General features: G+C 64.2%; 23 protein-coding genes. 14 read left to right on the forward strand and 9 right to left on the reverse strand.

Annotated elements, in window-relative coordinates; genetic code table 11:
- Positions 1–252: 252 nt before the first annotated feature.
- The 3 genes from leuA (at position 253) to ACV095_RS09815 (ending at position 3678) form a co-directional block, all read left to right on the forward strand.
- Complete coding sequence (leuA, locus tag ACV095_RS09805; protein ID WP_018769266.1) at positions 253–1992, forward strand: 2-isopropylmalate synthase; 1740 nt, start codon at positions 253–255, stop codon at positions 1990–1992.
- A gap of 85 nt (positions 1993–2077) precedes the next feature.
- Positions 2078–2830, forward strand: coding sequence for a DNA repair protein RecO (gene recO / locus ACV095_RS09810; RefSeq protein WP_018769265.1), 753 nt, complete (start codon positions 2078–2080; stop codon positions 2828–2830).
- 2 nt (positions 2831–2832) lie between these two features.
- Positions 2833–3678 (forward strand): isoprenyl transferase, encoded by an 846-nt coding sequence (locus tag ACV095_RS09815; RefSeq protein ID WP_478223352.1) that lies wholly within the window; start codon positions 2833–2835, stop codon positions 3676–3678.
- A gap of 2 nt (positions 3679–3680) precedes the next feature.
- Here the strand turns inward: ACV095_RS09815 and ACV095_RS09820 are convergent, their stop codons facing one another.
- The gene (locus tag ACV095_RS09820) at positions 3681–4640 is read right to left on the reverse strand and encodes an alpha/beta hydrolase (protein ID WP_018769263.1); all 960 of its coding nucleotides are present in this window, start codon (positions 4638–4640) and stop codon (positions 3681–3683) included.
- A gap of 149 nt (positions 4641–4789) precedes the next feature.
- On the opposite strand from ACV095_RS09820, the gene ACV095_RS09825 reads away from it, so the two are divergent.
- Complete coding sequence (locus tag ACV095_RS09825) at positions 4790–5860, forward strand: quinone-dependent dihydroorotate dehydrogenase (protein ID WP_478223353.1); 1071 nt, start codon at positions 4790–4792, stop codon at positions 5858–5860.
- A 97-nt stretch (positions 5861–5957) separates the two neighbouring features.
- Here ACV095_RS09825 and ACV095_RS09830 read toward each other — a convergent pair whose 3' ends face one another.
- Entirely contained in the window at positions 5958–6560 is a 603-nt protein-coding gene (locus ACV095_RS09830) for a DUF3043 domain-containing protein (protein WP_018771080.1), read from the reverse strand.
- A gap of 92 nt (positions 6561–6652) precedes the next feature.
- On the opposite strand from ACV095_RS09830, the gene ACV095_RS09835 reads away from it, so the two are divergent.
- From ACV095_RS09835 to ACV095_RS09855, 5 genes are all read left to right on the forward strand, one after another.
- Positions 6653–8107, forward strand: a complete 1455-nt coding sequence (locus ACV095_RS09835) for a dipeptidase (RefSeq protein WP_026266043.1) — start codon at positions 6653–6655, stop codon at positions 8105–8107.
- 184 nt (positions 8108–8291) lie between these two features.
- Positions 8292–8681: a HesB/IscA family protein gene (locus ACV095_RS09840; RefSeq protein WP_018771082.1), complete on the forward strand. Its 390-nt coding sequence runs from the start codon at positions 8292–8294 to the stop codon at positions 8679–8681.
- 185 nt (positions 8682–8866) lie between these two features.
- Positions 8867–9739 (forward strand): aa3-type cytochrome oxidase subunit II, encoded by an 873-nt coding sequence (ctaC, locus tag ACV095_RS09845; protein ID WP_026266044.1) that lies wholly within the window; start codon positions 8867–8869, stop codon positions 9737–9739.
- Between the two features lie 10 nt (positions 9740–9749).
- A complete protein-coding gene (gene ctaD / locus ACV095_RS09850) occupies positions 9750–11477 on the forward strand; it encodes an aa3-type cytochrome oxidase subunit I (protein ID WP_018771084.1) in 1728 nt (575 codons plus the stop codon).
- A complete protein-coding gene (locus ACV095_RS09855) occupies positions 11474–11875 on the forward strand; it encodes a cytochrome c oxidase subunit 4 (protein WP_018771085.1) in 402 nt (133 codons plus the stop codon). Before ctaD ends, ACV095_RS09855 begins: the two co-directional genes overlap by 4 nt.
- A 75-nt stretch (positions 11876–11950) precedes the next feature.
- On the opposite strand, the gene ACV095_RS09860 is transcribed toward ACV095_RS09855, so the two are convergent.
- Complete coding sequence (locus tag ACV095_RS09860; protein WP_082581715.1) at positions 11951–12244, reverse strand: HPr family phosphocarrier protein; 294 nt, start codon at positions 12242–12244, stop codon at positions 11951–11953.
- A 160-nt stretch (positions 12245–12404) separates the two neighbouring features.
- Between ACV095_RS09860 and ACV095_RS09865 the strand changes: the two genes are divergently transcribed.
- Positions 12405–13175, forward strand: coding sequence for a GntR family transcriptional regulator (locus tag ACV095_RS09865; protein WP_018771087.1), 771 nt, complete (start codon positions 12405–12407; stop codon positions 13173–13175).
- Between the two features lie 107 nt (positions 13176–13282).
- Here ACV095_RS09865 and qcrB read toward each other — a convergent pair whose 3' ends face one another.
- From qcrB to ctaE, 4 genes are all read right to left on the reverse strand, one after another.
- Positions 13283–14953, reverse strand: coding sequence for a cytochrome bc1 complex cytochrome b subunit (gene qcrB / locus ACV095_RS09870; RefSeq protein WP_018771091.1), 1671 nt, complete (start codon positions 14951–14953; stop codon positions 13283–13285).
- Positions 14931–16001, reverse strand: coding sequence for a cytochrome bc1 complex Rieske iron-sulfur subunit (gene qcrA / locus ACV095_RS09875; RefSeq protein ID WP_026266047.1), 1071 nt, complete (start codon positions 15999–16001; stop codon positions 14931–14933). Before qcrA ends, qcrB begins: the two co-directional genes overlap by 23 nt.
- A 101-nt stretch (positions 16002–16102) precedes the next feature.
- The gene (gene qcrC, locus ACV095_RS09880) at positions 16103–16891 is read right to left on the reverse strand and encodes a cytochrome bc1 complex diheme cytochrome c subunit (RefSeq protein ID WP_056390383.1); all 789 of its coding nucleotides are present in this window, start codon (positions 16889–16891) and stop codon (positions 16103–16105) included.
- A gap of 86 nt (positions 16892–16977) precedes the next feature.
- Positions 16978–17652 (reverse strand): aa3-type cytochrome oxidase subunit III, encoded by a 675-nt coding sequence (gene ctaE, locus ACV095_RS09885; RefSeq protein ID WP_223991571.1) that lies wholly within the window; start codon positions 17650–17652, stop codon positions 16978–16980.
- A 112-nt stretch (positions 17653–17764) separates the two neighbouring features.
- On the opposite strand from ctaE, the gene trpD reads away from it, so the two are divergent.
- A complete protein-coding gene (gene trpD / locus ACV095_RS09890) occupies positions 17765–18820 on the forward strand; it encodes an anthranilate phosphoribosyltransferase (RefSeq protein ID WP_018771095.1) in 1056 nt (351 codons plus the stop codon).
- A gap of 15 nt (positions 18821–18835) precedes the next feature.
- Here the strand turns inward: trpD and ACV095_RS09895 are convergent, their stop codons facing one another.
- Positions 18836–19117, reverse strand: coding sequence for an Lrp/AsnC family transcriptional regulator (locus tag ACV095_RS09895; RefSeq protein WP_043456257.1), 282 nt, complete (start codon positions 19115–19117; stop codon positions 18836–18838).
- Positions 19118–19232: 115 nt separating this feature from the next.
- Positions 19233–19634, reverse strand: a complete 402-nt coding sequence (locus ACV095_RS09900; RefSeq protein WP_043425344.1) for a DUF3054 domain-containing protein — start codon at positions 19632–19634, stop codon at positions 19233–19235.
- Between the two features lie 517 nt (positions 19635–20151).
- Here ACV095_RS09900 and ACV095_RS09905 point away from each other — a divergent pair.
- The 3 genes from ACV095_RS09905 to ACV095_RS09915 all read left to right on the forward strand — a co-directional run bounded on the left by ACV095_RS09905 (position 20152) and on the right by ACV095_RS09915 (position 24508).
- Positions 20152–22326, forward strand: a complete 2175-nt coding sequence (locus ACV095_RS09905) for a S8 family serine peptidase (RefSeq protein ID WP_478223354.1) — start codon at positions 20152–20154, stop codon at positions 22324–22326.
- A 239-nt stretch (positions 22327–22565) separates the two neighbouring features.
- Complete coding sequence (locus ACV095_RS09910) at positions 22566–23798, forward strand: type III polyketide synthase (protein ID WP_478223355.1); 1233 nt, start codon at positions 22566–22568, stop codon at positions 23796–23798.
- 14 nt (positions 23799–23812) lie between these two features.
- Positions 23813–24508, forward strand: coding sequence for a class I SAM-dependent methyltransferase (locus ACV095_RS09915; protein ID WP_478223356.1), 696 nt, complete (start codon positions 23813–23815; stop codon positions 24506–24508).
- Positions 24509–24511 lie beyond the last annotated feature (3 nt).

The raw sequence follows: 24511 nt of genomic DNA on the forward strand, positions 1-24511 counted from the left end.
TGCAACTCCTTTGCTGGAACGCCTGCGTCCGGCTGACCACCGGAGGCGTCTGCATGCTGGACTTTACGGACGGTAGTGCCCTTTCATCTTACGCACCCGTGTTAGGCTCAAAGAGTGCGTGCAGAGCTCCTTCTCCTTAGCTGCCGCGGCGAGGCCACAGACGCTATCTAGCGCACGGCCCACCCTCGCTGCGGAGTTTGTGTTGCCCGGCCACCCTTTCACTGAAGATCGATAGAAAAGGCCACGAACATCATGCGTAACGCACAAAAGCCCTCCGGAATGCCCGCCCACCGGTACACGCCCTTCCAGGACCTGATCAAGGTTGAACTGCCGGACCGCACCTGGCCGGACAAGATCATCACCAAGGCCCCGCGGTGGTGCGCGGTGGACCTGCGCGACGGAAACCAGGCCCTGATCGATCCCATGAGCCCGGCGCGCAAGATGAAGATGTTCGACCTGCTGGTCCGCATGGGCTACAAGGAAATCGAGGTCGGTTTCCCGTCCGCTTCCCAGACGGACTTCGACTTTGTCCGCCAGCTCATCGAGGGCAACCACATCCCGGACGACGTCACCATCCAGGTCCTGACGCAGGCGCGGGAACACCTCATCGAACGGACCTACGAGTCCCTGGTGGGTGCCAAGCAGGCCATCGTCCACCTCTACAACTCCACGTCCGTGCTGCAGCGGCGCGTGGTCTTCAACCAGGACGAGGACGGCATCCTGGACATCGCACTGCAGGGTGCCCGCCTGTGCAAGAAGTACGAGGAAACACTCGTGGACACGCACGTGACCTACGAGTACTCCCCGGAGTCCTTCACGGGTACGGAGCTCGAGTACGCCGTCCGGGTGTGCAACGCCGTCGCGGATGTCTTTGAAGCGTCCGCCGACCGGCAGGTGATCATCAACCTGCCCGCCACGGTGGAAATGGCCACGCCCAACGTCTACGCCGATTCCATCGAGTGGATGAGCCGGCACCTGCACCCTCGGGACGGCATCATCCTGTCCCTGCACCCGCACAACGACCGCGGAACCGGCGTCGCCGCCGCCGAGCTGGGCTACATGGCAGGCGCCGACCGCATCGAGGGCTGCCTCTTCGGGAACGGCGAACGCACAGGAAACGTGGACCTGGTGACGCTGGGCCTGAACCTGTTCGTCCAGGGCATCGACCCCATGATCGACTTCTCCAACATCGACGACGTCCGGCGCACCGTGGAGTACTGCAACCAGCTGCCCGTCCCGGAACGTTCGCCGTACGGCGGCGACCTGGTGTTCACCGCCTTCTCCGGCTCCCACCAGGACGCCATCAAGAAGGGCTTCGAAGCGCTGGAGCGCGATGCTGCAGCAGCCGGCAAGCCCGTGGACGACTTCACCTGGCAGGTTCCGTACCTCCCCGTGGATCCCAAGGACCTGGGCCGCAGCTACGAGGCCGTCATCCGGGTGAACTCCCAGTCCGGCAAGGGCGGCGTGGCCTACCTGCTGAAGAACGAGCACAGCCTGGACCTGCCGCGCCGCGCGCAGATCGAATTTTCCGGCGTAATCCAGCGCCGCACCGACACCGTGGGCGGGGAAGTCAGCGGCGCGCAGCTGTGGCAGATCTTCCAGGACGAATACCTGCCGTCCGGCCGGGCCGACGGGCAGTGGGGCCGCTACTCGCTGGGGGCCGTCAAGACGGAGACAGACGCCGACGGCGGCATGACGCTGCACGCGTCGCTCACCATCGATGGTGCCCAGGTCAGCCGCACCGGCACCGGCAACGGCCCCATTGCGGCCCTGCTGAACATCCTGCATGAGGACGGCGTGGATGTCCGCGTGCTGGACTACAGCGAGCACGCGTTGTCCGAAGGCGGCAACGCCATGGCCGCGGCCTACGTCGAATGCGCGGTGGGGGAGCGGGTGCTGTGGGGTGTAGGCATCGATGCCAACACCAGCATGTCGTCCCTCAAGGCCGTGATTTCCGCGGTCAACCGCGCCATCCGGGACGCCCAGGCCTGATACCTGCCGGTGGTGCCGCCGGTTTCCACTGGAGGCACCACCGTGGCCTTGCAGCGAGCTGCCGGGCAGGATGGGAAGATAGAGCGTGGTCCAACACTCTTTTGCCTCCCGGGCGTACCGGGACGACGCCGTGGTGCTCCGTACCCACAAGCTGGGCGAGGCGGACCGGATCATCACGCTCCTGACGAAGCACCACGGGCAGGTCCGTGCCGTCGCCAAGGGAGTGCGCCGCACCAGCAGCCGTTTCGGTGCCCGGCTTGAGCCCTTCATGGTTGCCGATCTCCAGTTGGTGTCAGGGCGGACGCTGGACATCGTCACGCAGGCCGTGGCAAAGGGTGCATACGGCGGAAGCATCGCCGCGGACTACGGCAGGTATACGGTGGCCGCCGCCATGACGGAGACGGCTGAGAAACTGACGGACGTCGACGGCGAGGCCGGTACCGCACAATACAACCTGCTGGTGGGCGCCCTCGCTGCGCTGAGCCGCAACGAACATGCGGCTGGCCTCATCCTGGACTCCTACCTTCTGCGCGCCCTTGCCACCGGCGGGTGGGCGCCCAGTTTCACGGACTGCTCCCGCTGCGGCATGCCGGGCCCGCACACGGCCTTCTCCGCGCCCCTTGGCGGCATGGTTTGTGCACAGTGCCGGCCGCCCGGTTCCCCCGCACCCGCTGCAGAGACCGTGACGCTGCTGGCAGCGCTGCTGACCGGGGACTGGACGACGGCGGATGCTTCCCTGCCGCAGCATCGCAAGGAAGCAGCGGGCCTGGTGGCCGCGTACCTGCAGTGGCATCTGGAACGAGTACTGAAATCCCTCAAACATGTGGAGCGTAGCTGACAGTGGCCCTGGGAAAAAGGAACAACGCACCGCGCCGGCGCACGCATCCCGTGGTGGCGCCGTACCCGCACCCGTCCGGCGCGGTGGCACCCACTATTCCGGCTGAATTCATTCCCCGGCACGTGGCCATCGTCATGGACGGCAACGGCCGCTGGGCCAACCAGCGGGGATTGCCGCGGATCGAGGGGCACAAGGCAGGGGAGCCGGCGCTGCTCGATGTCATGGCAGGGGCCATCGAACTGGGCATCGAGTACGTCAGCGTGTACGCGTTCTCCACGGAAAACTGGCGCAGGTCGCCTGAGGAAGTCCGCTTCCTGATGGGATTTAACAAGGATGTGCTGCGAAGGCAGCGGAACCAGCTGGACGACTGGGGCGTGCGGGTCCGCTGGGCGGGGCGCCGGCCGCGGCTGTGGGGTTCGGTCATCCGTGAGCTGGAGGAAGCCGAAGAGTTCACGGTGGCCAACACCACCTGTAACTTGACCATGTGTGTTAATTACGGCGGCAGGGCAGAGATCACTGACGCGGTCTCAGCGATTGCCGCCGATGTGGCGGCAGGCAAGTTGAAGCCTGGCGCCATTACCGAGCGGACCATCCAGAAGTACCTGGACGAGCCCGACCTGCCTGACGTGGACCTGTTCCTGCGCAGCTCGGGGGAGCAGCGGCTGTCCAACTTCATGCTCTGGCAGTCGGCCTACGCGGAGTTCGTGTTCATGGACACGCTGTGGCCGGATGTGGACAGGCGCACGCTCTGGGCCGCCGTCGAGGAGTATGCCAGGCGGGACCGCCGGTATGGTGGCGCCGTGGACGCCGCCGCTGCTCCCTCGGCGCCCGCTGCCCCGGCGGAATAGCTTCATCCATACGCCCGCAACCAGCGGGCCAGCCGCCTGTAGGCATCGGCCCGGACCGGTTCGGGTGACAGGAAGACGTCGTGCAGCGCGCCGTCGATCCGCTCCACGGTTACGGTGCGGCCCAGGGTGAGGGCCCTGGCGCTGATGGTGTTGACGTCCAGGACCGCGTCGGTCCGGCGCATTTCCTCGGACCAGAGGAGCCCGTTCGCGCTGCCCTTGGAAAGCAGTACCAGGATCGGCGCCTGGATCCCCAGGCCGCGGGCCACCTTCGCCTGCCCGGCGAGCACCGCCCTAAGCCAGCCGGCGCGCACCGGAAAGGCCATGCGGGGGCGGTACCGCTCGTCAAGCGGCCACTCGCCGTCGGCAGAGCTGCTGATGGTCCGCCAGTAGTGGCCGCGTTCCGGCAGCCGGAGGACCATCTCAGGGCGGAAGCGGGCCAAGGGGCGCACCATGCTGGATGCAGCGCGCCGCACCAGCGGACTGCCGTGCATTTCCAGCCATGGACTGTTGAGGATCAGCAACGAAACAGCTTCCGGATGGCGGGTGGTCCACAGGGCTGCCACCAGGCCGCCCGTGGAGTGGCCCATCAGGGCCAGGGGACCCGGTGCGCCTGCATCCCGGATGATGCGGATTGCCTCTTCGATTTCAGCGTCGTAGGCGGCGAGGTCGGCCACGTACCCGCCCGGTGCTTCCGGACGAAGGCTTCGTCCGTGGTTGTGCATGTCCAGGGCATAGAAGTCGTAGCCGGCCGCAGCCCAGAACCGTGCCAGGTCCACGTTGAAGAAATAATCGCTCCAACCGTGCAGGAAGAGCACGGCCCGGCGGCTGCCGCCGGCAGGGTCCCTGTCGGGAGATGGCCGGACGCGCACCAGCGTTGCCCTCCGTTCAACCCCGTCACGTCCGGTGGCCGCGAAGGAGTGTGACTCGAAGTCACCGCCCAGGATGTCCTGCTGCCACTGCATGCCCTCATGCTAAACCGGCACACCGGACCGCGCTGTCCGAACTGCGGCGCCCGAACTGCGCTTTCCGAACTGTGCTGTCCGAACTGTGCTGTCCGAACTTCGGCGTCTCCGTTTTGGTGCGGCGCCCCCGGAGACGGGAAACTGGAGGCATGAGCGTTTATCCCACTTTCTTCAGGCTGGCCTTTTCATGGATGGACGCCGAGCGCGCCCACAAGATCGGATTCAAGGGGATACGGCTCGCACATTCTTCCGGTGCGGGGAGAGTCCTGCGGAAACTGACTGCTCCGGCGCCGTCGCTCCAGACCACAGCCTTTGGCGTCACCTTTCCGTCACCGTTCGGGCTCGCTGCCGGCTTCGACAAGGAAGGGCACGGCATCGAGGCCCTCACGGAGCTTGGATTCGGACACATTGAAGTGGGCACCATCACCGGCCAGGCCCAGCCCGGCAACGAAAAGCCGCGCTTGTTCCGCCTTGTCCAGGACCGGGCCGTCATCAACCGGATGGGATTCAACAACGACGGCGCCTCCGCCGTTGCACCCCGGCTCAAGGCAGCACGCGCCGCGCTCCAGTGGCGGTACCCGGAGGTTCGTCCGGTCATCGGCGTCAATATCGGCAAAACCAAGGTGGTGGAACTGGCCGATGCCGTGGACGACTACCTGGTGAGCGCCCGCAGCCTGGCGCCTGCCGCCGACTATTTGGTGGTAAACGTCAGTTCCCCCAACACCCCGGGCCTGCGGTTGCTCCAGGACGTGGAGACGCTCCGGCCGCTCCTGACAGCCGTTGGGCAGGAAGCGGACCGGGCCGCGGGCCGGCATGTGCCCCTGCTGGTCAAGATTGCCCCGGACCTCAGCGATGAGGACATCGACGACGTCGCGCGCCTTGCCCTCGACCTGAAGCTGGACGGCATCATCGCCACCAACACCACCATTGGCCGTTCAGGACTGTCCTCGCCGGCAGAAGAGGTGGCGAAGTGCGGAGCCGGCGGCCTCTCCGGTGCACCATTGAAGCAGCGATCGCTGGAGGTGCTGAAGCGGCTCAGGAACGCTACGGGCGACGCCCTGACCTTGGTGTCCGTTGGCGGCGTGGAGTCGGCCCGGGACGTCCAGGAAAGGCTGGACGCCGGTGCAACCCTGGTGCAGGGCTACACCGCGTTCCTTTACGAAGGACCGTTCTGGGCGGCACGGATCAACAAGCAGTTGGCAAAGAACCGCCGCTCCTAGGCGCTGCAGGCAGGTTGCTGCGGGAAAGCGGATCCCGATAAGAACGAAAAGCCCGGCGGAACACCGCCGGGCTTTTCGTTCTTAAGTGGATGCAGGGTCAGGCAGGGTACTGTCCGCGCTGGACCTGGGGCTTGGGCAGCCGCAGTTTCCGGAACTGCAGGGACCGCATGGAGCCGTACCAGACAGTACCGCGCTCCACCTCGCCGAACTTTTCCGCCAGCCGCTTGCGGAGCTTGCGCGACAGAATGAAGACGTCCACGAAGACTGCCAGGAACATGACCCAGAAAGCGCCCAGGACGTAAATCATCATGTCGCTGGAGGCCGGGACCACCAGGGAAACCAGCACAAAGACCAGGGCGCCGAACATCAGGTATTCGCCAAGGTTGAACCGCGCATCCACAAAGTCGCGGGCAAACCGTTTCTGCGGACCCTTGTCGCGCAGCGGCAGGAACTTCTCGTCGCCGGTGTCCATGGCCCGCCGCATCTTGAGGCGCTGGTCCTGGATGGCCTGGCGTTCGGCAGCCTTGGACGCCTTGCGGTCCTCAGGCACGAGCGGGCGCTTGCGGGCAGCTTCCTGGGCCTTCCGGGTGGGGGTAGGGGCACCCTTGCCCGCGGCACTGTTCTGCCGCGCCGCCGTCTCCGCTGCCTGCTGGTCTATGGTTTCCTGCGCCGAGGGCGCTTCTTTTCTACGTCCGAACACCAGAACAGAATACCTTGCAGCAGCCCGCCCGCTGCCTGCCCCCGCGTCTGCGGCGGCAGGCCGCGGAATGTGACGGGGGTAATGTTTTGGCCATGACTTCATCACCCGCGGCCACCCCGCACAGCACCACCGGAACATCAGGACCAGGCCCTGAGGCCATCGGCAGGACGGAAGATCTCCGTGCTGCGGTGGACCGTTCCTTCGATCAAACTTTGGCACGTCTCAAGGACCTCGTGGCCATCCCGGGCATCGCCTGGCCAAGCTTCGACCGCATGCCACTGGAGCGCAGCGCGGAGGCCGTCGCCGAACTCCTCCGGGGTGTGGGGATCGGCGGGGTCCAGGTCCTGTCCGTCAACAAGGCCGACGGCACGCCAGGCGGGCCGGCCGTCGTCGCCCGCCGGCCTGCCGCAAAAGGAAACCCGACCATCCTGCTTTACGCCCACCATGACGTCCAGCCGGTGGGGGACGAGTCCCTGTGGGAAACAACGCCGTTTACCGCCGTCGAGAAGGACGGCCGCCTCTACGGCCGCGGCGCCGCTGACGACAAAGCCGGCATCATGGCACACATTGCTGCTTACGCAGCCGTTTCGGAAGTCCTCGCCGATTCCCTGGGGCTGGGCGTCACCTTCTTCATCGAGGGGGAGGAGGAAGCAGGATCGCCCACGTTCCGGACATTCCTGGAGGCGAACCGCGAGCTGCTCCGCGCAGACGTCATTGTGGTGGCCGACTCCAGCAACTGGAAGGTCGGCGTACCTGCCCTGACCACCAGCCTGCGTGGGCTCGTGGATGGCACGATTGAGGTGCAGGTCCTTGACCATGCGGTGCATTCCGGCATGTACGGCGGCCCGGTGCTGGATGCCCCCACCCTGCTGTCCCGCCTGATCGCCACCCTTCACGACACGGATGGGAACGTGGCCATTGAGGGCCTGGTGTCCAGCGACACGGCCGGGGTCGACATGCCGGAGGCGGATTACCGCGCCGATGCCTCCGTGCTCGACGGCGTCCGGCTGGCTGGAACGGGAAGCATCGCCTCGCGGCTGTGGTCCAAGCCGGCATTGTCAATCATCGGCTTCGACGCACCCGCCGTGGACGTTGCCTCCAACACCCTCCTTCCGCGCGCACGGGCAAAGTTCAGCCTGCGGCTGGCGCCGGGCCAGGTTCCCGCGGAGGCCATGGAGGCGGTCCGCCGCCACGTGGAGGCCAACGCCCCATTTGGTGCGAGGGTCGTCTTCACTCCGGGGGAGGCAGGCAATCCGTTTCGGACGGACACTTCCTCTGCTGCGGCAACGGTTGCCATGTGGGCCCTGGGCGAGGCCTGGGGAGTTCCCGCCGTCGAAACCGGAATCGGCGGTTCCATCCCGTTCATTGCCGACCTGACGGACCTGTACCCCGAAGCGCAAATCCTGGTGACGGGCGTGGAGGACCCGGATTCACGGGCACACAGTGCCAACGAGTCCCTGCACATCGGTGACTTCCGCAACGCCATCCTGGCCGAGGCCCTCATGCTCGCGCGGCTGAACAGTGAAGGCCTTTCAACCGGCAAGTGATGGGCCTTCCGTCGTGAACGCGGGCAGGCGGCTGTCAGGGAACAACCGGCGTGCTTTGACGGTTACGCCAGGAGTTAGAGCTACAGGACTGCCGCGCGTAGCATGTAGCTATAGCCCATACCGTATTTGTAGGGGCAGGCGCCGTTACGGCGACGCCGCCAGACCGTCCTAAGAAGGTAGGCCAATGAGCACCGCAACCAACGAAAACAGCACCGCCGCCACAAGCGTGGCCAGCGACGAACTGCCCGTTCACGAGGTCAACCTGACCGATGTCGCTGCAGGCAAGGTCCGCAGCCTCCTGGAACAGGAAGGCCGCACCGACCTGCGCCTGCGCGTGGCCGTGCAGCCTGGCGGATGCTCGGGGCTGATCTACCAGCTCTACTTCGACGAACGGCTCCTTGATGGTGATGCCGTGCGCGACTTCGACGGCGTCGAAGTTGTCGTGGACAAGATGAGCGTGCCGTACCTGAGCGGCGCCAGCATCGACTTCGAAGACACCATCTCCAAGCAGGGCTTCACCATCGACAATCCGAACGCCGGCGGCTCCTGCGCCTGCGGCGATTCATTCCACTAAGCCGGTTATTTCGCCTGATGTCCGCGCCGGGTTTCCTGCCGTCCAAAACGGCATGGGGGCTCGGCGCCGACATGTGGGCGAAACGCCCGGCGGAGCGGTAAGCTCTACACCGAGTAGTAAAACTTTTTTGTGCCCGGAGCGCCGATGGCTGCCCGGACAACAGCAACAAGTAGGAAGGGCCGTCTGTGAGTTCGCAGAACCGAACCGGCAGCCGACGCAAAACGATCACCACGATCTCAAGCTTGGCAATTGCCGGCGCGTTGGTTTTGACCGGATGTTCGCCAGAGGTAGAGAAAGGGTGGATGCCCACTGAACGTGGCACCACCAGCAACACCGACCGCATCATGGACCTCTGGGTCAACTCATGGATTGCTGCGCTCGTGGTGGGCACCATTACGTGGGGCCTGATCATCTGGTGCCTGGTCGCTTACCGCCGCCGCAAGGGAACCGTTGGCTTCCCGCGGCAGACCAGCTTCAACCTTCCGCTGGAAGTTTTCTACCTGACCATCCCCATCTTCATGGTCCTGGTGTTCTTCTACTTCACGGACCGCGACCAGCAGGCGATCGATGACCGTTCACAGCCGGCCGACGTCGTAGTGGACGTCCGCGGCAAGCAGTGGGCCTGGGACTTCAACTACAAGTCCGGCGACGTCATCCAGGAAGACCTGCACGAAGCCGGTGTCCAGGCCCACCTCACCGGCAACACCATCGACAAGGAACAGCTCCCCACCCTGTACCTGCCGGTGAACAAGTCTGTTGACCTCGAACTCAACGCCCGCGATGTCATCCACTCCTTCTGGGTACCCGCCTTCCTGCAGAAGCGCGACATGATCCCCGGCAAGACCAACTACATCCGGTTCACCCCCACTAAAGAGGGCACTTACGACGGCAAATGTGCCGAACTCTGCGGCGAGTACCACTCCGAAATGCTGTTCCGCGTCAAGGTGGTGTCGGAATCCGAATTCCAGGCCCACATGGACCAGCTCAAGGCCGAAGGCAACACCGGCCTGCTCGGTGCCGAGTACGACCGCAACCCGAACCTGAACGAAACCAAGTAAGGGGAGCGACGTGGCTACGTACACCCAATCCGCACCTGCGGGAGTCCTGTCGGCTCCCGTGGTACCTAAATCCAAGGGGCGCATCGTCGTCAACTGGATCACCTCCACCGACCACAAGACCATCGGGTACATGTACCTGATTGCGTCCTTCGTGTTCTTCTGCCTGGGCGGTGTCATGGCGCTGCTCATCCGCGCCGAGCTGTTCGAGCCCGGCATGCAGATCCTGCAAACCAAGGAGCAGTACAACCAGCTGTTCACCATGCACGGCACGGTGATGCTGCTGATGTTCGCCACCCCGCTGTTTGCCGGGTTCGCCAACGTGATCATGCCGCTGCAGATCGGCGCTCCTGACGTGGCGTTCCCGCGCCTGAATGCGTTGGCCTTCTGGTTCTTCCTGTTCGGTTCCACCATCGCGGTGTCCGGCTTCATCACCCCGCAGGGCGCAGCGTCCTTTGGCTGGTTCGCCTATGCGCCGCTGTCGAACACGACGTTCACCCCGGGCATCGGCGGTGACCTGTGGGTCTTCGGCCTGGCGCTGTCCGGCTTCGGCACCATCCTTGGTGCGGTCAACTTCATCACCACCATCATCTGCATGCGCGCCCCGGGCATGACCATGTGGCGGATGCCCATCTTCACCTGGAACACCCTGATCACCGCCATCCTGGTGCTCATGGCATTCCCGCCGCTGGCCGCCGCCCTGTTCGCGCTCGGCGCGGACCGCAAGTTCGGCGCCCACATTTTCGACCCCGAGAACGGCGGCGCTGTTCTTTGGCAGCACCTGTTCTGGTTCTTCGGCCACCCGGAGGTGTACATCATTGCGCTGCCGTTCTTCGGCATCGTGTCGGAGATCTTCCCGGTCTTCAGCCGCAAGCCGATCTTTGGCTACAAGGGCCTGGTCTACGCCACTATCGCCATTGCAGCCCTGTCCGTGACGGTGTGGGCCCACCACATGTACGTCACCGGCGCCGTCCTGCTGCCGTTCTTCTCCTTCATGACCATGCTCATCGCGGTGCCCACCGGCGTAAAGTTCTTCAACTGGATCGGCACCATGTGGCGCGGCTCGTTGACCTTCGAAACGCCGATGCTCTGGAGCATCGGCTTCATGATCACCTTCCTCTTCGGCGGCCTCACCGGCATCATCCTGGCCTCCCCGCCGCTGGACTTCCACGTTTCGGACTCCTACTTCGTGGTGGCGCACTTCCACTACGTGGTGTTCGGCACCGTGGTGTTCGCCATGTTCGCCGGGTTCTATTTCTGGTGGCCCAAGTGGACCGGCAAGATGCTCAACGAGCGCCTGGGCAAGATCCACTTCTGGCTGCTGTTCCTGGGCTTCCACGGCACCTTCCTGATCCAGCACTGGCTCGGCGTCGAGGGCATGCCCCGCCGCTACGCCGACTACCTCGTGGAGGACAACTTCACCTGGATGAACCAGTTCTCCACCGTGGCATCGTTCGTGCTGGGTGCGTCACTGATCCCGTTCTTCTGGAACGTCTACATCACCTGGCGCAGCGCCGAAAAGGTCCAGGTTGATGATCCGTGGGGCTTCGGTGCTTCGCTGGAGTGGGCCACGTCCTGCCCGCCGCCGCGCCACAACTTCACGTCCCTGCCCCGGATCCGTTCGGAGCGTCCCGCCCTGGACCTGCACCACCCGGAACTTCGTCAGGTCCACACCGTTGAGTCGCCGGCACCCGCAGCAGCGGTCCTCGGCAACGCCGACCAGAAGGACACCGCACAGTGAAAATCGAATCCTGGATCTTTGGTTCTGGAGTCTTCTTCTTCGTTCCCGTCGCTCTGGTCTACGGATTCCTGACCAACTGGGGTGAGTGGGTCGGCATCCTGGGCATCCTGCTTGTGGGTGGCCTCGCCGGCATGATCGGGGCCTACCTCGGCTTCACCGGAAGGCGCGTCGGTCTTCGTCCCGAGGACCGCAGCGACGCTGAAATCCACGAAGGCGCCGGCGAGCAGGGGCACTTCAGCCCCTGGAGCTGGTGGCCTCTGGTCCTGGGCATCGCCTGCGCCACCGGCTTCCTGGGCCTGGCCGTAGGCGCCTGGGTCATCTTCATCGCAGGTGGCCTCGCCATCGTGGCCCTCGTGGGCTGGGTGTACGAGTACAGCCGCGGTGACCACGCGCACTAAGCAAGCAAACGAATAACGACGTCGGGCCCCACCTTCCGGTGGGGCCCGACGTCGTTATTGCGCTTTTGGAAGCCCCTAGATGGCTCCCTGCGACTCTAAAAGTCCTCGAAGCTCCCGCAGCGCGTTCTCGGCCTGCTCGCGCCCCAGGCCGCCTTCCAGCGCACTGTCGCTAATGGACAGCTCCACCTCACAGCCTTGTGGGAAGTCAGCCGTCATCACCTGAAGCAGGGAACGGGCATCGGCCTTGTCTGCGCCTGCCTTGCTGATGGTCACCGGCAGGCCCGTGTCGGTGACGGCTCGGACAAACACCGCGGCGGAACGTGCATGCAGGCCCGCGGGCGCTGCCACCACGGCCTTTTCTGTTGGCAAAGGGACTCCTTCTGTGAAAGACGGCCCCCTCCGTCTCGTGGCAAAATTTCCAGACCAAATATAGCTGCCTGCACGGATGCGGCGCGAAAGATTGCCGCGGTCCGTGGCTGGTCTAGACCGTTCTAAAATTGAGGGGACACCCAACGGCAGGAGAACGATCATGGCAGCTGGCGCCGCCGCAATCACGGGGGAAATAGACCGCAGCAGCGGAACGGCCATCTACGTCCAACTCCGGGAAATCCTTCGCGCGTACATCGCGGAGTCATGCCCGCCGGGTTCAGCCCTGCCCTCGGAACGGGACCTCGCCGAACGGTTTGGGCTTGCAAGGATGACGGTGCGGCAGGCCATCGATGCACTGGTGGGGGAGGAGGTCATCGAGCGGGTGGTGGGCCTGGGAACCTTCGTCCGGCGGCCGAAAGTCGACCTGCAGGTGAAGCTCACGTCCTACAGCGAAGAAATGCAGCGGCGCGGCATGGTGCCTGCCGCCAAAGTGCTCAGCTTCGAACAGATCGGTGCCAGTGCGTTCCTGGCCCGTGAATTGCAGCTGGACGAGGGCACCCCGCTGGTCCGCTTCCGCCGGCTGCTTCTTGCGGATGGGGAGCCCATGAGCGTGGACGAAAACTTCATACCGGCTCATCGGGTCCCGGGACTGCTGGACGGCGAGCCGCCCACGTCGCTCTACAACGTCCTCAGCGAGCAGTACGGGCTTGTTATGGAATGGGGGGAGGACATGATCGAGGCGACGGCGGCGTCTCCGTCCACGGCGCGCCTCCTCAACGTCGAGGTGGGGGCACCATTGCTGAAGATCCAGCGGCATGCCTTTGTGGCCCGGGCAATGGTTGACTACTCGGTCTCCTACTACCGTGCGGACCGGTACAAGCTGTGGGTGCCCCTGCAGCGGCCCGGAGCCAGGAGGGCCCGCAACCACTAGCCGCCCCAACCATCCGTTCCCCTGCGGGGGGGCGTGGGCAGCACACCCCAGGAAAACAGGAAAGGCCCGATCCGGATGGATCGGGCCTTTCCTGTTGGAACAGAAGCCTAGTGGGTCAGGCTCTTGCTTCCTTCTGCCGCCTCAACAGCCTCGTGTCCGTGGCCGTGTGCGGCCTCCAGCTCAGCGGGCGTGGCCGGGGCTACGCGGTCCTCGAAGAACCAGCGGGAGAGGAATGCGCGGCGCTTTTCCTTGCGGGTGACCACGCCGTGCTCGTTGGGGACCGCAGGAAGGACCTGAGGTGACTCAAAGCCCACCAGCTTGTACCGCTTGTACTCATCCAGGGGCGCGTGCACCTCGATGAACTCACCGTGGGGAAGACGGACGATGCGTCCGGTTTCACGGCCGTGGAGGGCGATCTCCCGGTCCTTGCGCTGAAGCGCCAGGGCAACGCGCTTGGTAACCACGAATGCGATCACCGGACCGATGAAGAACAGGGCCCGCAGCCAGTACGTGACGTCGTTCAGGGAAACGTGGAAGTGCGTGGCGATGAGGTCCGAACCAGCAGCGGCCCACATGACGCAGTACCAGACGAAACCTGCCATGCCGATGGCGGTACGGGTGGGCGCGTTCCTGGGGCGGTCCAGGACGTGGTGTTCACGGTCGTCCTTGGTCACCCAGCGCTCGATCCACGGGTACGTGAACATCACGGTGAACAGGATGCCGGCCGGCACGAGGGCCGGCAGCAGGACGTTGAATGTGAAGACGTGTCCGAAGAAGATTTGCTCCACGTGCCAGTTGCCGAAGGTGCCCGGCATCAACCGGAGTGCGCCGTCGACGAAACCGATGTACCAGTCAGGCTGCGTACCGGCCGACACAGGGGAGGGGTCGTACGGGCCGTAGTTCCAGATCGGGTTGATGGTGAAGAACGCGGCCATCAGGGCAATGACGCCGAAGACGATGAAGAAGAATCCACCGGCCTTCGCTGCGTACACCGGACCGAGGGGGTAGCCGACGACGTTGTTGTCGTTGCGTCCCGGACCCGGGTACTGCGTGTGCTTGTGCACCACCACCATGAACAGGTGGGCCACGATCATCAGCAGGATCAAGGCCGGTACCAGCAGGATGTGCAGCATGTACAGGCGGCTGATGATGGCCGTTCCCGGGAATTCCCCGCCAAACAGGAAGAACGAGATGTACGTTCCGATGACCGGAATGGACTTGATGACACCGTCGATGATGCGCAGGCCGTTGCCGGACAGCAGGTCATCGGGGAGCGAGTAGCCGGTAAAGCCTGCAGCCATCGCCAGGATGAGCAGGACACAGCCCACAACCCAGTTCATTTCACGCGGCCGGCGGAACGCACCGGTGAAGAAGACCCTCAGCATGTGTACTGCCACCGACGCAACGAACAGCAGTGCTGCCCAGTGGTGCACCTGGCGCATGAACAGGCCGCCACGGACATCGAAGGAGATGTTCAGCGATGAGCTGTATGCCACCGACATCTCCACGCCCTTCAGCGGAACGTAGCCGCCGTCGTAGTGCGTCTCCGCCATTGACGGGTCGAAGAAGAACGTCAGGAAGGTACCCGACAGCAGCAGGATGACGAATGAGTACAGCGCCACTTCACCAAACATGAACGACCAGTGGTCCGGGAAGACTTTGCGGCCGAACTCGCGGAGGATCCCCGAACCGCCGACTCGTGAGTCGACGAAGTCGGTGATCCGACCTGTCTTGGTTTTGGCGACGAAAGCCGGCTCAGCTGTTGATGCTGCGCTCATGCGAATCACGCTCCCAGTAACTTGGTCCTACGGGTTCATGGAAGTCGCTGGTAGCGACCAGGTAGCCCTCGTCATCAACTGCGATGGGCAGCTGGGGGAGAGGACGGCTGGCGGGGCCGAAGATCACCTTGCACTCCTGCGTGAGGTCAAAGGTGGACTGGTGGCACGGGCACAGCAGGTGGTGCGTCTGCTGCTCGTACAGAGCAACGGGGCAGCCAACGTGGGTGCAGATCTTCGAGTAGGCAACGATGCCGTTGTAGCCCCACTCTTCGCGGCCCTTGGACGGGTTGAGCGATGCGGGATCAAGGCGCATGAGCAGCACAACGGACTTTGCCTTCTCGTTGAGCTTGCCTTCCTCGAGTTCGTTCAGGCCTTCCGGGATGACGTGGAAGGCCGAGCCGATGGTGACATCCGAAGCCTTGATGGGAGTTCCGTCAGGGTCACGGGTCAGGCGCTTGCGCTTTCCGTCCTGGGGGGCCCACATGGTGTGTGCGAGCTTGTCGTCCGGACGGGGTCCGAGGTCACCGAAGATGGCGACGGCGGGAAGCGGGGCGAGCGCCACAGCACCGAGCAGGGTGTTGCGGATCAGCGGACGGCGCTTGATGCCGGTCTCTTCCACGATGTCGTCGACGATGCGGACAGCCGCCTGGCGGTCCTCCTCGTAGCGGATGGCGTGGCGTTCTTCGGAGACTTCGTGGTCGGGCATCAGGGCCTTGGCCCAGTGCACGATGCCGGTACCGATACCCAGCATGGCGAAGGCAGTACCTACACCGAGCAGGGCGTTCTGGAGCCGGATGGTGGCGATGCTGGAGTCATCACCCAAATCAATGGCGAAGTACGCCACCAGGAAGATCAGGGTTCCAACAACAGAGATGCCAAATAGTAAGGCGACCTGCCGTTCTGCCCGCTTTGCGGCCTTCGGGTCCGTGTCAGCCAGGCGCAAACGATGCGGGGGAATTCCAGGATCCTGGAACTTCTCCACCTCATTCTGACCAGCCGTAGCTACGGTGCCCGAGTGGTTCGGACTGCCGTCACTATGGTTGCCCATAATTCGCCTCATCCTTCTCTCGTCCCGGCGGTTGTGCCGGGTTAGTTTCTAATTTCAAGCTGCTGACTGGGCAGCAGAAGTTGTGTGCTTCCCGCGGAAAGTCAGGACGTCCTGGAAGTCAGCCAGATGGTGAAGGCGATAATGACGCCCAAGCCGGCAACCCATACGAACAGGCCTTCAGCGACGGGGCCAAGCGAACCCAGGTCGGCACCGCCCGGCGAACCGGTGGTCTCGATCTGCTTCAGGAAGGTGATGATGTCCTTCTTGCCTTCGGGGGTGATGTTGGCATCGTTGAAGACGGGCATGTTCTGCGGGCCCGTGGCCATGGCCTCGTAGATGTGCTTGCCGCTGACGTCGGCCAGGGCGGGCGCGAACTTGCCCTGGGTCAGCGCGCCGCCGGCTGCGGCGGCGTTGTGGCACATGGCGCAGTTGGTGCGGAAGAGCTCCCCGCCGGCTGCGGCGTCGCCGCCGCCGTTTGTCAGGTCTTCTGCAGGAATTGCCGGGCCGGCTCCCAGCGAAGCGACGTACGCTGCAAGCTGTGAGGTCTGCTGTTCGTTGAACTGGACCGGCTTTTTCATTGCCTGGGGACCGTTCATCTGCATCGGCATGCGCCCGGTGCCCACCTGGAAGTCAACAGCGGCAGCGCCGACGCCAACCAGGGAGGGGCCATCCTTGGAACCACTGGCGCCCATGCCGTGGCAGGTGGCGCAGTTGGCGGCAAACAGCTTGCCGCCCTCTTCGACGTCGCTTGCGCTTGCGGTGGTGGTGCTCGCCTTGGCCTCATTCATGGAGGTTGCCACGGCGTACAGCCCACCCGTGATGAGGAGCCCCATCAGAAGCAGCGCTATTGCTGCCAGTGGGTGACGCCGCTTTTGTGAGAGTGCCTTCACGTGGTGGTTCCTTTATTCGATCCTGCGCCGGCTCCGGGAGCCGCTACCTGAAATTCTGCCTCTTGTAGAAAAAGAATCAAAGCTGGCTACTTGAGTACGTAGATGACCAGGAAGAGGCCGATCCACACGACGTCAACGAAGTGCCAGTAGTACGAGGTGACGATCGCGGACGTAGCTTCAAAGTGTCCGAACTTCTTCGCGGCAAAGGACCGGCCCATGATGAGCAGGAAGGCGATAAGCCCGCCGATGACGTGCAGGCCGTGGAAGCCGGTGGTCATGTAGAAGGCAGAGCCGTAGGCGTTGGAGGAAAGCGAGACGTGCTCGGAAACCAGCATCGCGTATTCGGTGGTCTGGCCGGCAACGAAGAACGCACCCATGAGGAACGTCAGGGTGAACCATTCGTTCATTCCCCAACGGGCGAACTGAAGGGCACCTCCGGTACGCCGGGGCTGCAGCCGCTCTGCGGCGAAGACGCCCATCTGGCAAGTAAAGGAACTGGCCACAAGGACAATCGTGTTGACGAGCGCAAAGGGGAAGTTGAGCTTGGCTGTCTCTTCAGCCCACATTTCACCGCTCGTGGAGCGGAGCGTGAAGTACATGGCGAAAAGACCGGCGAAGAACATCAACTCGCTGGACAGCCACACAACGGTTCCGACAGAAACCATGTTGGGGCGGTTCAGCGTTGGGTGCGCCGGGGTACTGGGGGCATGGGTCGCAGATGTCACATAGACATTATGTCTGTAAAAGTCCGTGCTGCCCAACGCAAACCGCCTTTTGGGAGGACTTTTTCTACAAAGACGCGAAATTGCCCGGAAAAGTTCCCGGCACCGTTCACATTGGTCAGTGCCTGCCATCGCTCGATAGCATCAGCAGGTGACTTCACAGGCATCTGCAGCGTCCGGCAACACCTGGCCCCGGCTGATCTCGGCACTGATCAAGGGCAATGACCTTACGGCGGAGAACACGTCCTGGGCCATGGACACCATCATGTCCGGCGAAGCCACGCCGGCCCAGATCGCCGGATTCCTGGTGGCCCTCAGCGCCAAGGGCGAAACCGTGGATGAGCTTTCCGGCCTGGTTGAGGCGATGCTGGCGCATGCCAACCCGGTGGAAATTTCCGGCGAGAAGCTGGATATCGTCGGCACCGGTGGTGACCAACTTAACACCGTCAACATCTCCACCATGGCCGCGCTTGTGGCCGCCGGGGCCGGCGCAAAGGTGGTGAAGCACGGCAACCGGGCCGCGTCGTCGTCGTCGGGATCCGCTGACGTGCTCGAAGCGCTCGGCGTCCGGCTCGACCTGTCCATTGCGCAGGTGGCCCGGAACGCCGAAGAGGCGGGTATCACATTCTGTTTCGCGCAGGTGTTCCACCCGTCATTCCGCCATACCGCGGTACCCCGGCGCGAATTGGCAATACCTACCGCATTCAACTTCCTGGGACCGCTGACCAACCCTGCCAAGGTGCAGGCGTCGGCCGTCGGCGTGGCCAATGCGCGGATGGCGCCGCTCGTTGCAGGCGTCCTGGCCCGGCGGGGGAGCAGGGGGCTGGTGTTCCGGGGCAACGACGGCCTGGACGAACTCACCACCACCGGCCCGTCCACCGTGTGGGAGATCCGCGGCGGGGGCGTCACTGAACTGTTCTTCTCCCCGGAGGACCTTGGCATCAGCCTGGCCACCGTTGAGCAGCTTCGCGGCGGTGATGCAGTGGCAAACGCAGGAGTTGTCCGTGACGTGCTTGCCGGCAAGGAGGGTCCTGCCCGGGACGCGGTCCTGGTGAATGCGGCGGCAGGCCTGGTTGCCTTCGACCGTGAAGCGGAAGGCCCGTTCCTGGCGAGGATGCAGAAGGCCTACGCGCGGGCTGCGCAATCGATAGATTCCGGCGCCGCTGCAGCCGTCCTGGACCGTTGGGTGTCCCTGTCCCGCGCCTGAGGACGGCTTGGCGGGTTACTGCTCGAAGCCCAGGGAAAAGGCAGCGTCGAGATCGTGCTGTGAGTACGCCCGGAATGCGATGTGCGTGGTGGTGTGGACCACTGCAGGAACCTTGGAGAGCCGGTCGGCGATAACATCAGCCAGGTCCTCGTGCCGGTGGACGCGCGCCACCGCAATCAGATCCCATTCTCCAGTGACGGAGTACACCTCACTGATGCCTTCGATGGCTGAGATTTCCTCCGCAGTCTCGGGAATGCGGGCGGCGTCAGTCTTGATCAGAACAAATGCGGTGACCACGTTTGTACCCCTTCGATCAGTTCCGCCGCAGCAAGTCACGGCAGGTTTCTCTCTACTGCCAGCCTATTACACGGGCGTCCTTTTCCCGGCAGCCCGCCCTTCGGGCGGAGAGCCCCTATCGGCGGCGGAGACGCGCGGCACCGGCAGCCAGGAGCCGGTAGCCCACGAGGAACGTTGCGAGGGCCAGTGTGGCAACGATGACGAAAGGGAGGACAACCGTCTGTGCGGTCAGCGCGCGCAAAAGCATGCCGCCGATGAGGCTGCCGAGCCAGACCGGAACACCCGCCCGGAGGGCAGACAAAGGGCTGCGCCAGGCGCGGGAAACGACCCATCCCGCTGCCGCGCCGGCAAGGAAGGGCCATGCAGTCAGCAGCACACCCAGGATGGGCTCCTCGCGGTGGTGCGCGTCGCGGCCGATGGCGGCGAACGCAAGGATCAGCACGACATCGGCAGCCGCCGCTGCCAGCACCGTTTTTCCGGACGTTGTAGCTGCCGCCTTCGTTTTCAAGGAACTCATGGTTTCGAGCTTAGCCGTCACGCCTCCTCGAGCTTGACCCAGGACCTCACATGGAGCGGGGGAGCGGAGGCGGAATCGGCATGCAGTATGGTCTCAGCAGGAGCAGAGGTCAGTCCCGCTGTACTGGAGACATGTGTGAATAAAGCTTTGTGGATTTGCAGCCTGGTTGGTGCCGCCGTCGGGATCAGTGTGGGTTTGGCGGTGTTCCATACTCCTTTTTGGGGCTGTGCGCTTGGGTTGGGAATCGGCGCGGTCGTTGGGGCCTCAATGCAGCGCCGCCGTTAGCATGCCGGCAAGGCAGGACCTTGCGGTTGCCTTGACCCCGTCCGGATCACCGGCAGCTGTCCCGGCGTCAGCAGCCCACCGGTCAGCCTCCCCTGGGGCTGGATGATGGTGGGGTCCCTGAGTTCACCAAGCCTTAGTAAGCTCACCGTGGAACCGTAGGCCAAGGGGAGTGAATCTGAGCATGAAGACTGGTGTGACGAAGGGATACACGTACTTACGGACTATGGGGGTGGTGTTGGTAGCCACGATCGCCGGCGTAGCCACCGCACCAGCCGCAAACGCCGCAGACAAACCCGTCTTGCCCGGGCCTTCAGCCGCAGAGAAATTGCCGGATGCCCCAGCTCCCACCGACCAGTTCATCGTAAAGTTCAAACCCTCAGTGGCCGGCAGCGCCGCGGAGCGGGACGAGACCTATTCCAGGGCTGCCGGGCATGCCTCCATCGGCGTGCGGGAGATCAAGACCACGGCCAGCGACGCCAAGGTGGTCAAGACAAGCCACAGGCTCAATGCCGGGGAGTCCAGGCGCGTGCTGGAGAGCATCGCTGCGGACGACAAAGTCGAATCCGTGGAGCCTGACATTCTCATGCATCCGTCGTACACCCCCAACGACACTTACTACTCCTTGCAGTGGGCTCTGTCTGACCCTGGCGTCGGCATCAGGGTTCCGTCTGTCTGGGACAAAACCACGGGTACGGGCCAGATCGTCGCGGTGATCGACACCGGCATAACCGCCCACAGCGATCTCAACGCGAACGTCATGGCAGGCTACGACATGATCGCCGACCCAACCGTTTCAAGTGACGGCGACGGCAGGGATCCGGACGCCTCCGACCCGGGGGACTACCGGACCTCCGGAACTTGCGGTTCCACCTCATCCGCCCATTCTTCCTGGCACGGAACCCATGTCGCCGGGATTATCGCCGCTGTCGCCAATAACAGTGAAGGAGTCAGCGGCGCCGCTCCGGGCGTGAAGATCGAGCCGGTCCGCGCGCTTGGTGACTGCGGCAGCGGCTACCTCTCGGACGTGTCGGACAGCATTACGTGGGCTTCCGGAGGAGCAGTCTCCGGCGTGCCCGCCAATGCTAACCCGGCGAAAACCATCAATCTGAGCGTCGGGGGAGCGGCTGCCTGCCCTTCCACCCTGCAGGCCGCCATTGACGGGGCGGTCAGCCGCGGCTCATCCGTATTCGTGGCTGCCGGCAACGAAAGCCAGCTCGCCGAAAACAATGCGCCGGCAAACTGCAGCAACGTCATTACGGTCGGTGCCACCAACCAGTCCGGATCCAAAGCCTCGTACTCGAACTTCGGTGCCGCCGTCGACGTCATGGCCCCGGGAGGCGACACAGGTGCCGGCATCCTGTCCACCTACAACGCCGGAACAACCACTCCAGGCGCAGAAGCGTACGGCTACCTGATGGGAACGTCGATGGCGACGCCGATGGCGGCCTCCGTCGGCGCACTGATGAAAGCCGCTGATCCCTCCCTGACGCCAGCCCGGATCGAGGCGAAGCTGAAGGCAACGGCCAGGCCCCTTCCGGGAACCTGCCCAGGAGGCTGCGGCGCCGGCTTGATTGATGCCTTGGCGGCCGTCGCGTTTCCGGCCCCGCAGACTCCGATTGCCGTAAAGGCAGCGTCCCTGAACGGGGCCTTAGGAGCTGCCACTACGGGAGAGATCTATGGGCTCAGAGATAACGGCGGGTACCAGTGTTTCGAGCACGGTTGCATCCTTTATTCGCCGGCGTCCGGGGCTCACGTCTCCACCGGCGCGATTCGAGGCCTGTGGGCGGAGACAGGATTTGAGGCTGGTGGCCTCGGCTACCCGGTGACCGATGAAGTTGGCGGGCTCCGGGATGGAGGTGCCTACCAGAACTACCAGGGCGGCGCCATCGTCTGGTCACCGGCGACGGGGGCCCACATTTCCGTGGGGGCGATCCGCGGCCTGTGGGCGGAGACAGGATTTGAGAATGGTGGCCTCGGCTACCCGGTGACCGATGAAGTTGGCGGGCTCCGGGACGGAGGTGCCTACCAGAACTACCAGGGCGGCGCCATCGTCTGGTCCCCAGCCACCGGAGCGCATATCTCTGTTGGCGCCATCCGTCGCGAATGGGCGGTGTCGGGATTTGAGGGCGGCAAGCTCGGCTACCCGGTATCAAACGAAGTGGGCGGGCTGCGCGACGGGGGTGTCTACCAGAACTACCAGGGCGGTGCCATCGTCTGGTCCCCAGCCACCGGAGCGCATATGTCCGTAGGCGGCATTCGCTCCATCTGGGCCTCAACAGGGTACGAATCAGGGCGCCTCGGCTACCCGACAAGTGACGAGTACTCCACGGGCAACGACGGTGGCGTCGCGCAAAACTACCAGGGCGGCGTCATCCATTGGAGCCCAGGCGGTTCCTACATCTCCTGACCCAGCCGGCCGCATGCTGTACTGTCCCGGCGAATGCGGCCTGGTCCGTTGCGAAGGCATCGGCGAGCAGGGCAGCGCTCCCAAAGAGCTAGGTGACATAATGTAGATTATCGGCGCTTTGGGACTGCTCCGGAGCGGGGCGCACCAAGCCAGCCAGCCAGCACGAACACCTGCGTAAAAGCGCTGGTCAAACCGGCGGTCCCATTGTCTTTATTCCGGCGCCCGTCAAGAATGAACCAATGACGGTCTACGTACGTTCACTTGAAACTGCAGTTCCGGAGACGAAGCTCATCCAGTCCGAGGCCCGTGACGTATTTGCCGCGCAGCCTGGCCTGTCGCGCTTAGGCTCGCGACTGGTGAACACCTGTTTTGACGGTGCTGCCATCGAGACAAGGTTTACCGCCGTCCAGGAACTCACCAACACGTCCCGCGCCGAAGAACCGCAGTTCTACGACCAAGAAACCGGGCTCCTGCTGAACCCCAGCACCAAAGTCCGCAACGATATCTTCGCCCGCGAGGCCACCAAGCTGTTTGTGGCGGCCTCGCGCGCTGCCCTGCAGGCCGCCCCGGAAGTCGATTTACTTGACATAACTCATCTCGTGACGGTCTCCTGCACCGGCTTCTTCAATCCGGGCCCCGACTACAAGGTGGTTCGTGAACTCGGCCTTAATCCCGCAGTCCAGCGTTACCACCTCGGCTTCATGGGCTGCTACGCCGCCTTTCCTGCCCTGCGTGCCGCGAAACTGTTTTGCGAGGCGGACCCGAATGCGGTGGTCCTGGTTGTCTGCGCCGAACTGTGCTCGCTCCACGTACGCACCTCCAACGACCCGGACACCATCATGGGCTCGGCCCTGTTCGCCGATGGTGCCGCCGCCGCCGTCGTGACCGCGCGCCCAGGCATGGCGGACACCGCACTGATGAAGCTGGACCACTTCGAGACGGTCCTGACACCGGTGGGTGAGGATTCCATGGCCTGGAACATCGGTGACAACGGTTTTGAAATGGTCCTGGGCAATTACGTGCCCCACATCATCGATGACCACATAGTGGGCGCGCTGCAGCCCCTTCTGGCCAGGGAGCCGGAACTGGTGCCACTCCCCTACACGGCAATCCCCCACTGGGCCATCCACCCCGGCGGCCGGAGCATCCTGGACAAGGTGCAGTCCAGGCTCGGCCTCAGCGACACCCAGCTGATCCCCGCACGGGAAACCTTGCGCAACTACGGCAACATGAGCAGCGCCACGGTGCTCTTCGTCCTCAAGCACATCCTTGAACAACCACTCCGGGAAGGGCCCGCCGCGGAAGAGCGGATCTGTTCCATGGCGTTTGGCCCGGGTCTGACCGTGGAAACCGGCCTGTTCACCAAGATTCGGCAGGCAACAGGCGGCGCTCCGGGGTGGGAGGGCAGCGCGGCAGAGGATGCCTTGGGCCAGCTCCAAAGCCGGACGCCGGCCGAAGCGCCCGTGGCCTGAGAGCGGTCCGCGGAATGGGGATCCTCCTGCGCCGACGAGCCACCACGGACGTGGAGCAGATGGACAGGCCGGACTGCGATGCCCGTCTCCTGGACAACACGTACCGGCAGTTCGCCGTCATCAACCGGGTGCTGTCCGGCTGGCGGAAACTGTATGCCAGGGAACTCAGGATCATGGCCCCTCCCGACCAGCGCCCGCTGACGGTGCTGGACATCGGCTCCGGCGGCGGCGACCTGGCCGTGATGCTGGCCCGCTGGGCGGCCAAAGACGGCAAAGCGGTGCATATCACGGGCATCGATCCTGATCCCCGTGCGGCCCGGTTCGCCCAGCAACGCCCGTCCATGGCCGGCGTGGAATTCCGCAAGGCGCACAGCGGCGAGCTGGTCCGCGAGGGTGCCCGGTTCGACGTCGTCATCTCCAACCACGTCCTGCACCATCTTGGCCCGGAGGAACTCCGGCAACTGCTGGCGGATTCGGAGATCCTGACCGCGGGAAAGGCGTTGCACAACGACCTGATCCGCAGTCCTGCCGCCTTTGCCCTTTTCAGTGTGGCCGCCCTGCCGTTCCGGCAGTCCTTCATCCGGGAAGACGGCCTCACCTCCATCCGCCGGAGCTACAGGCCGGTCGAGTTGGCGGCCTCCGCTCCCCCGGGCTGGTCCGTGGAGCGCTCATCAGCCTTCCACCAGCTCCTCGCCTACCGGCGGGGCTGACAA

This window comes from Arthrobacter sp. JDC6 (genome assembly GCF_056484025.1).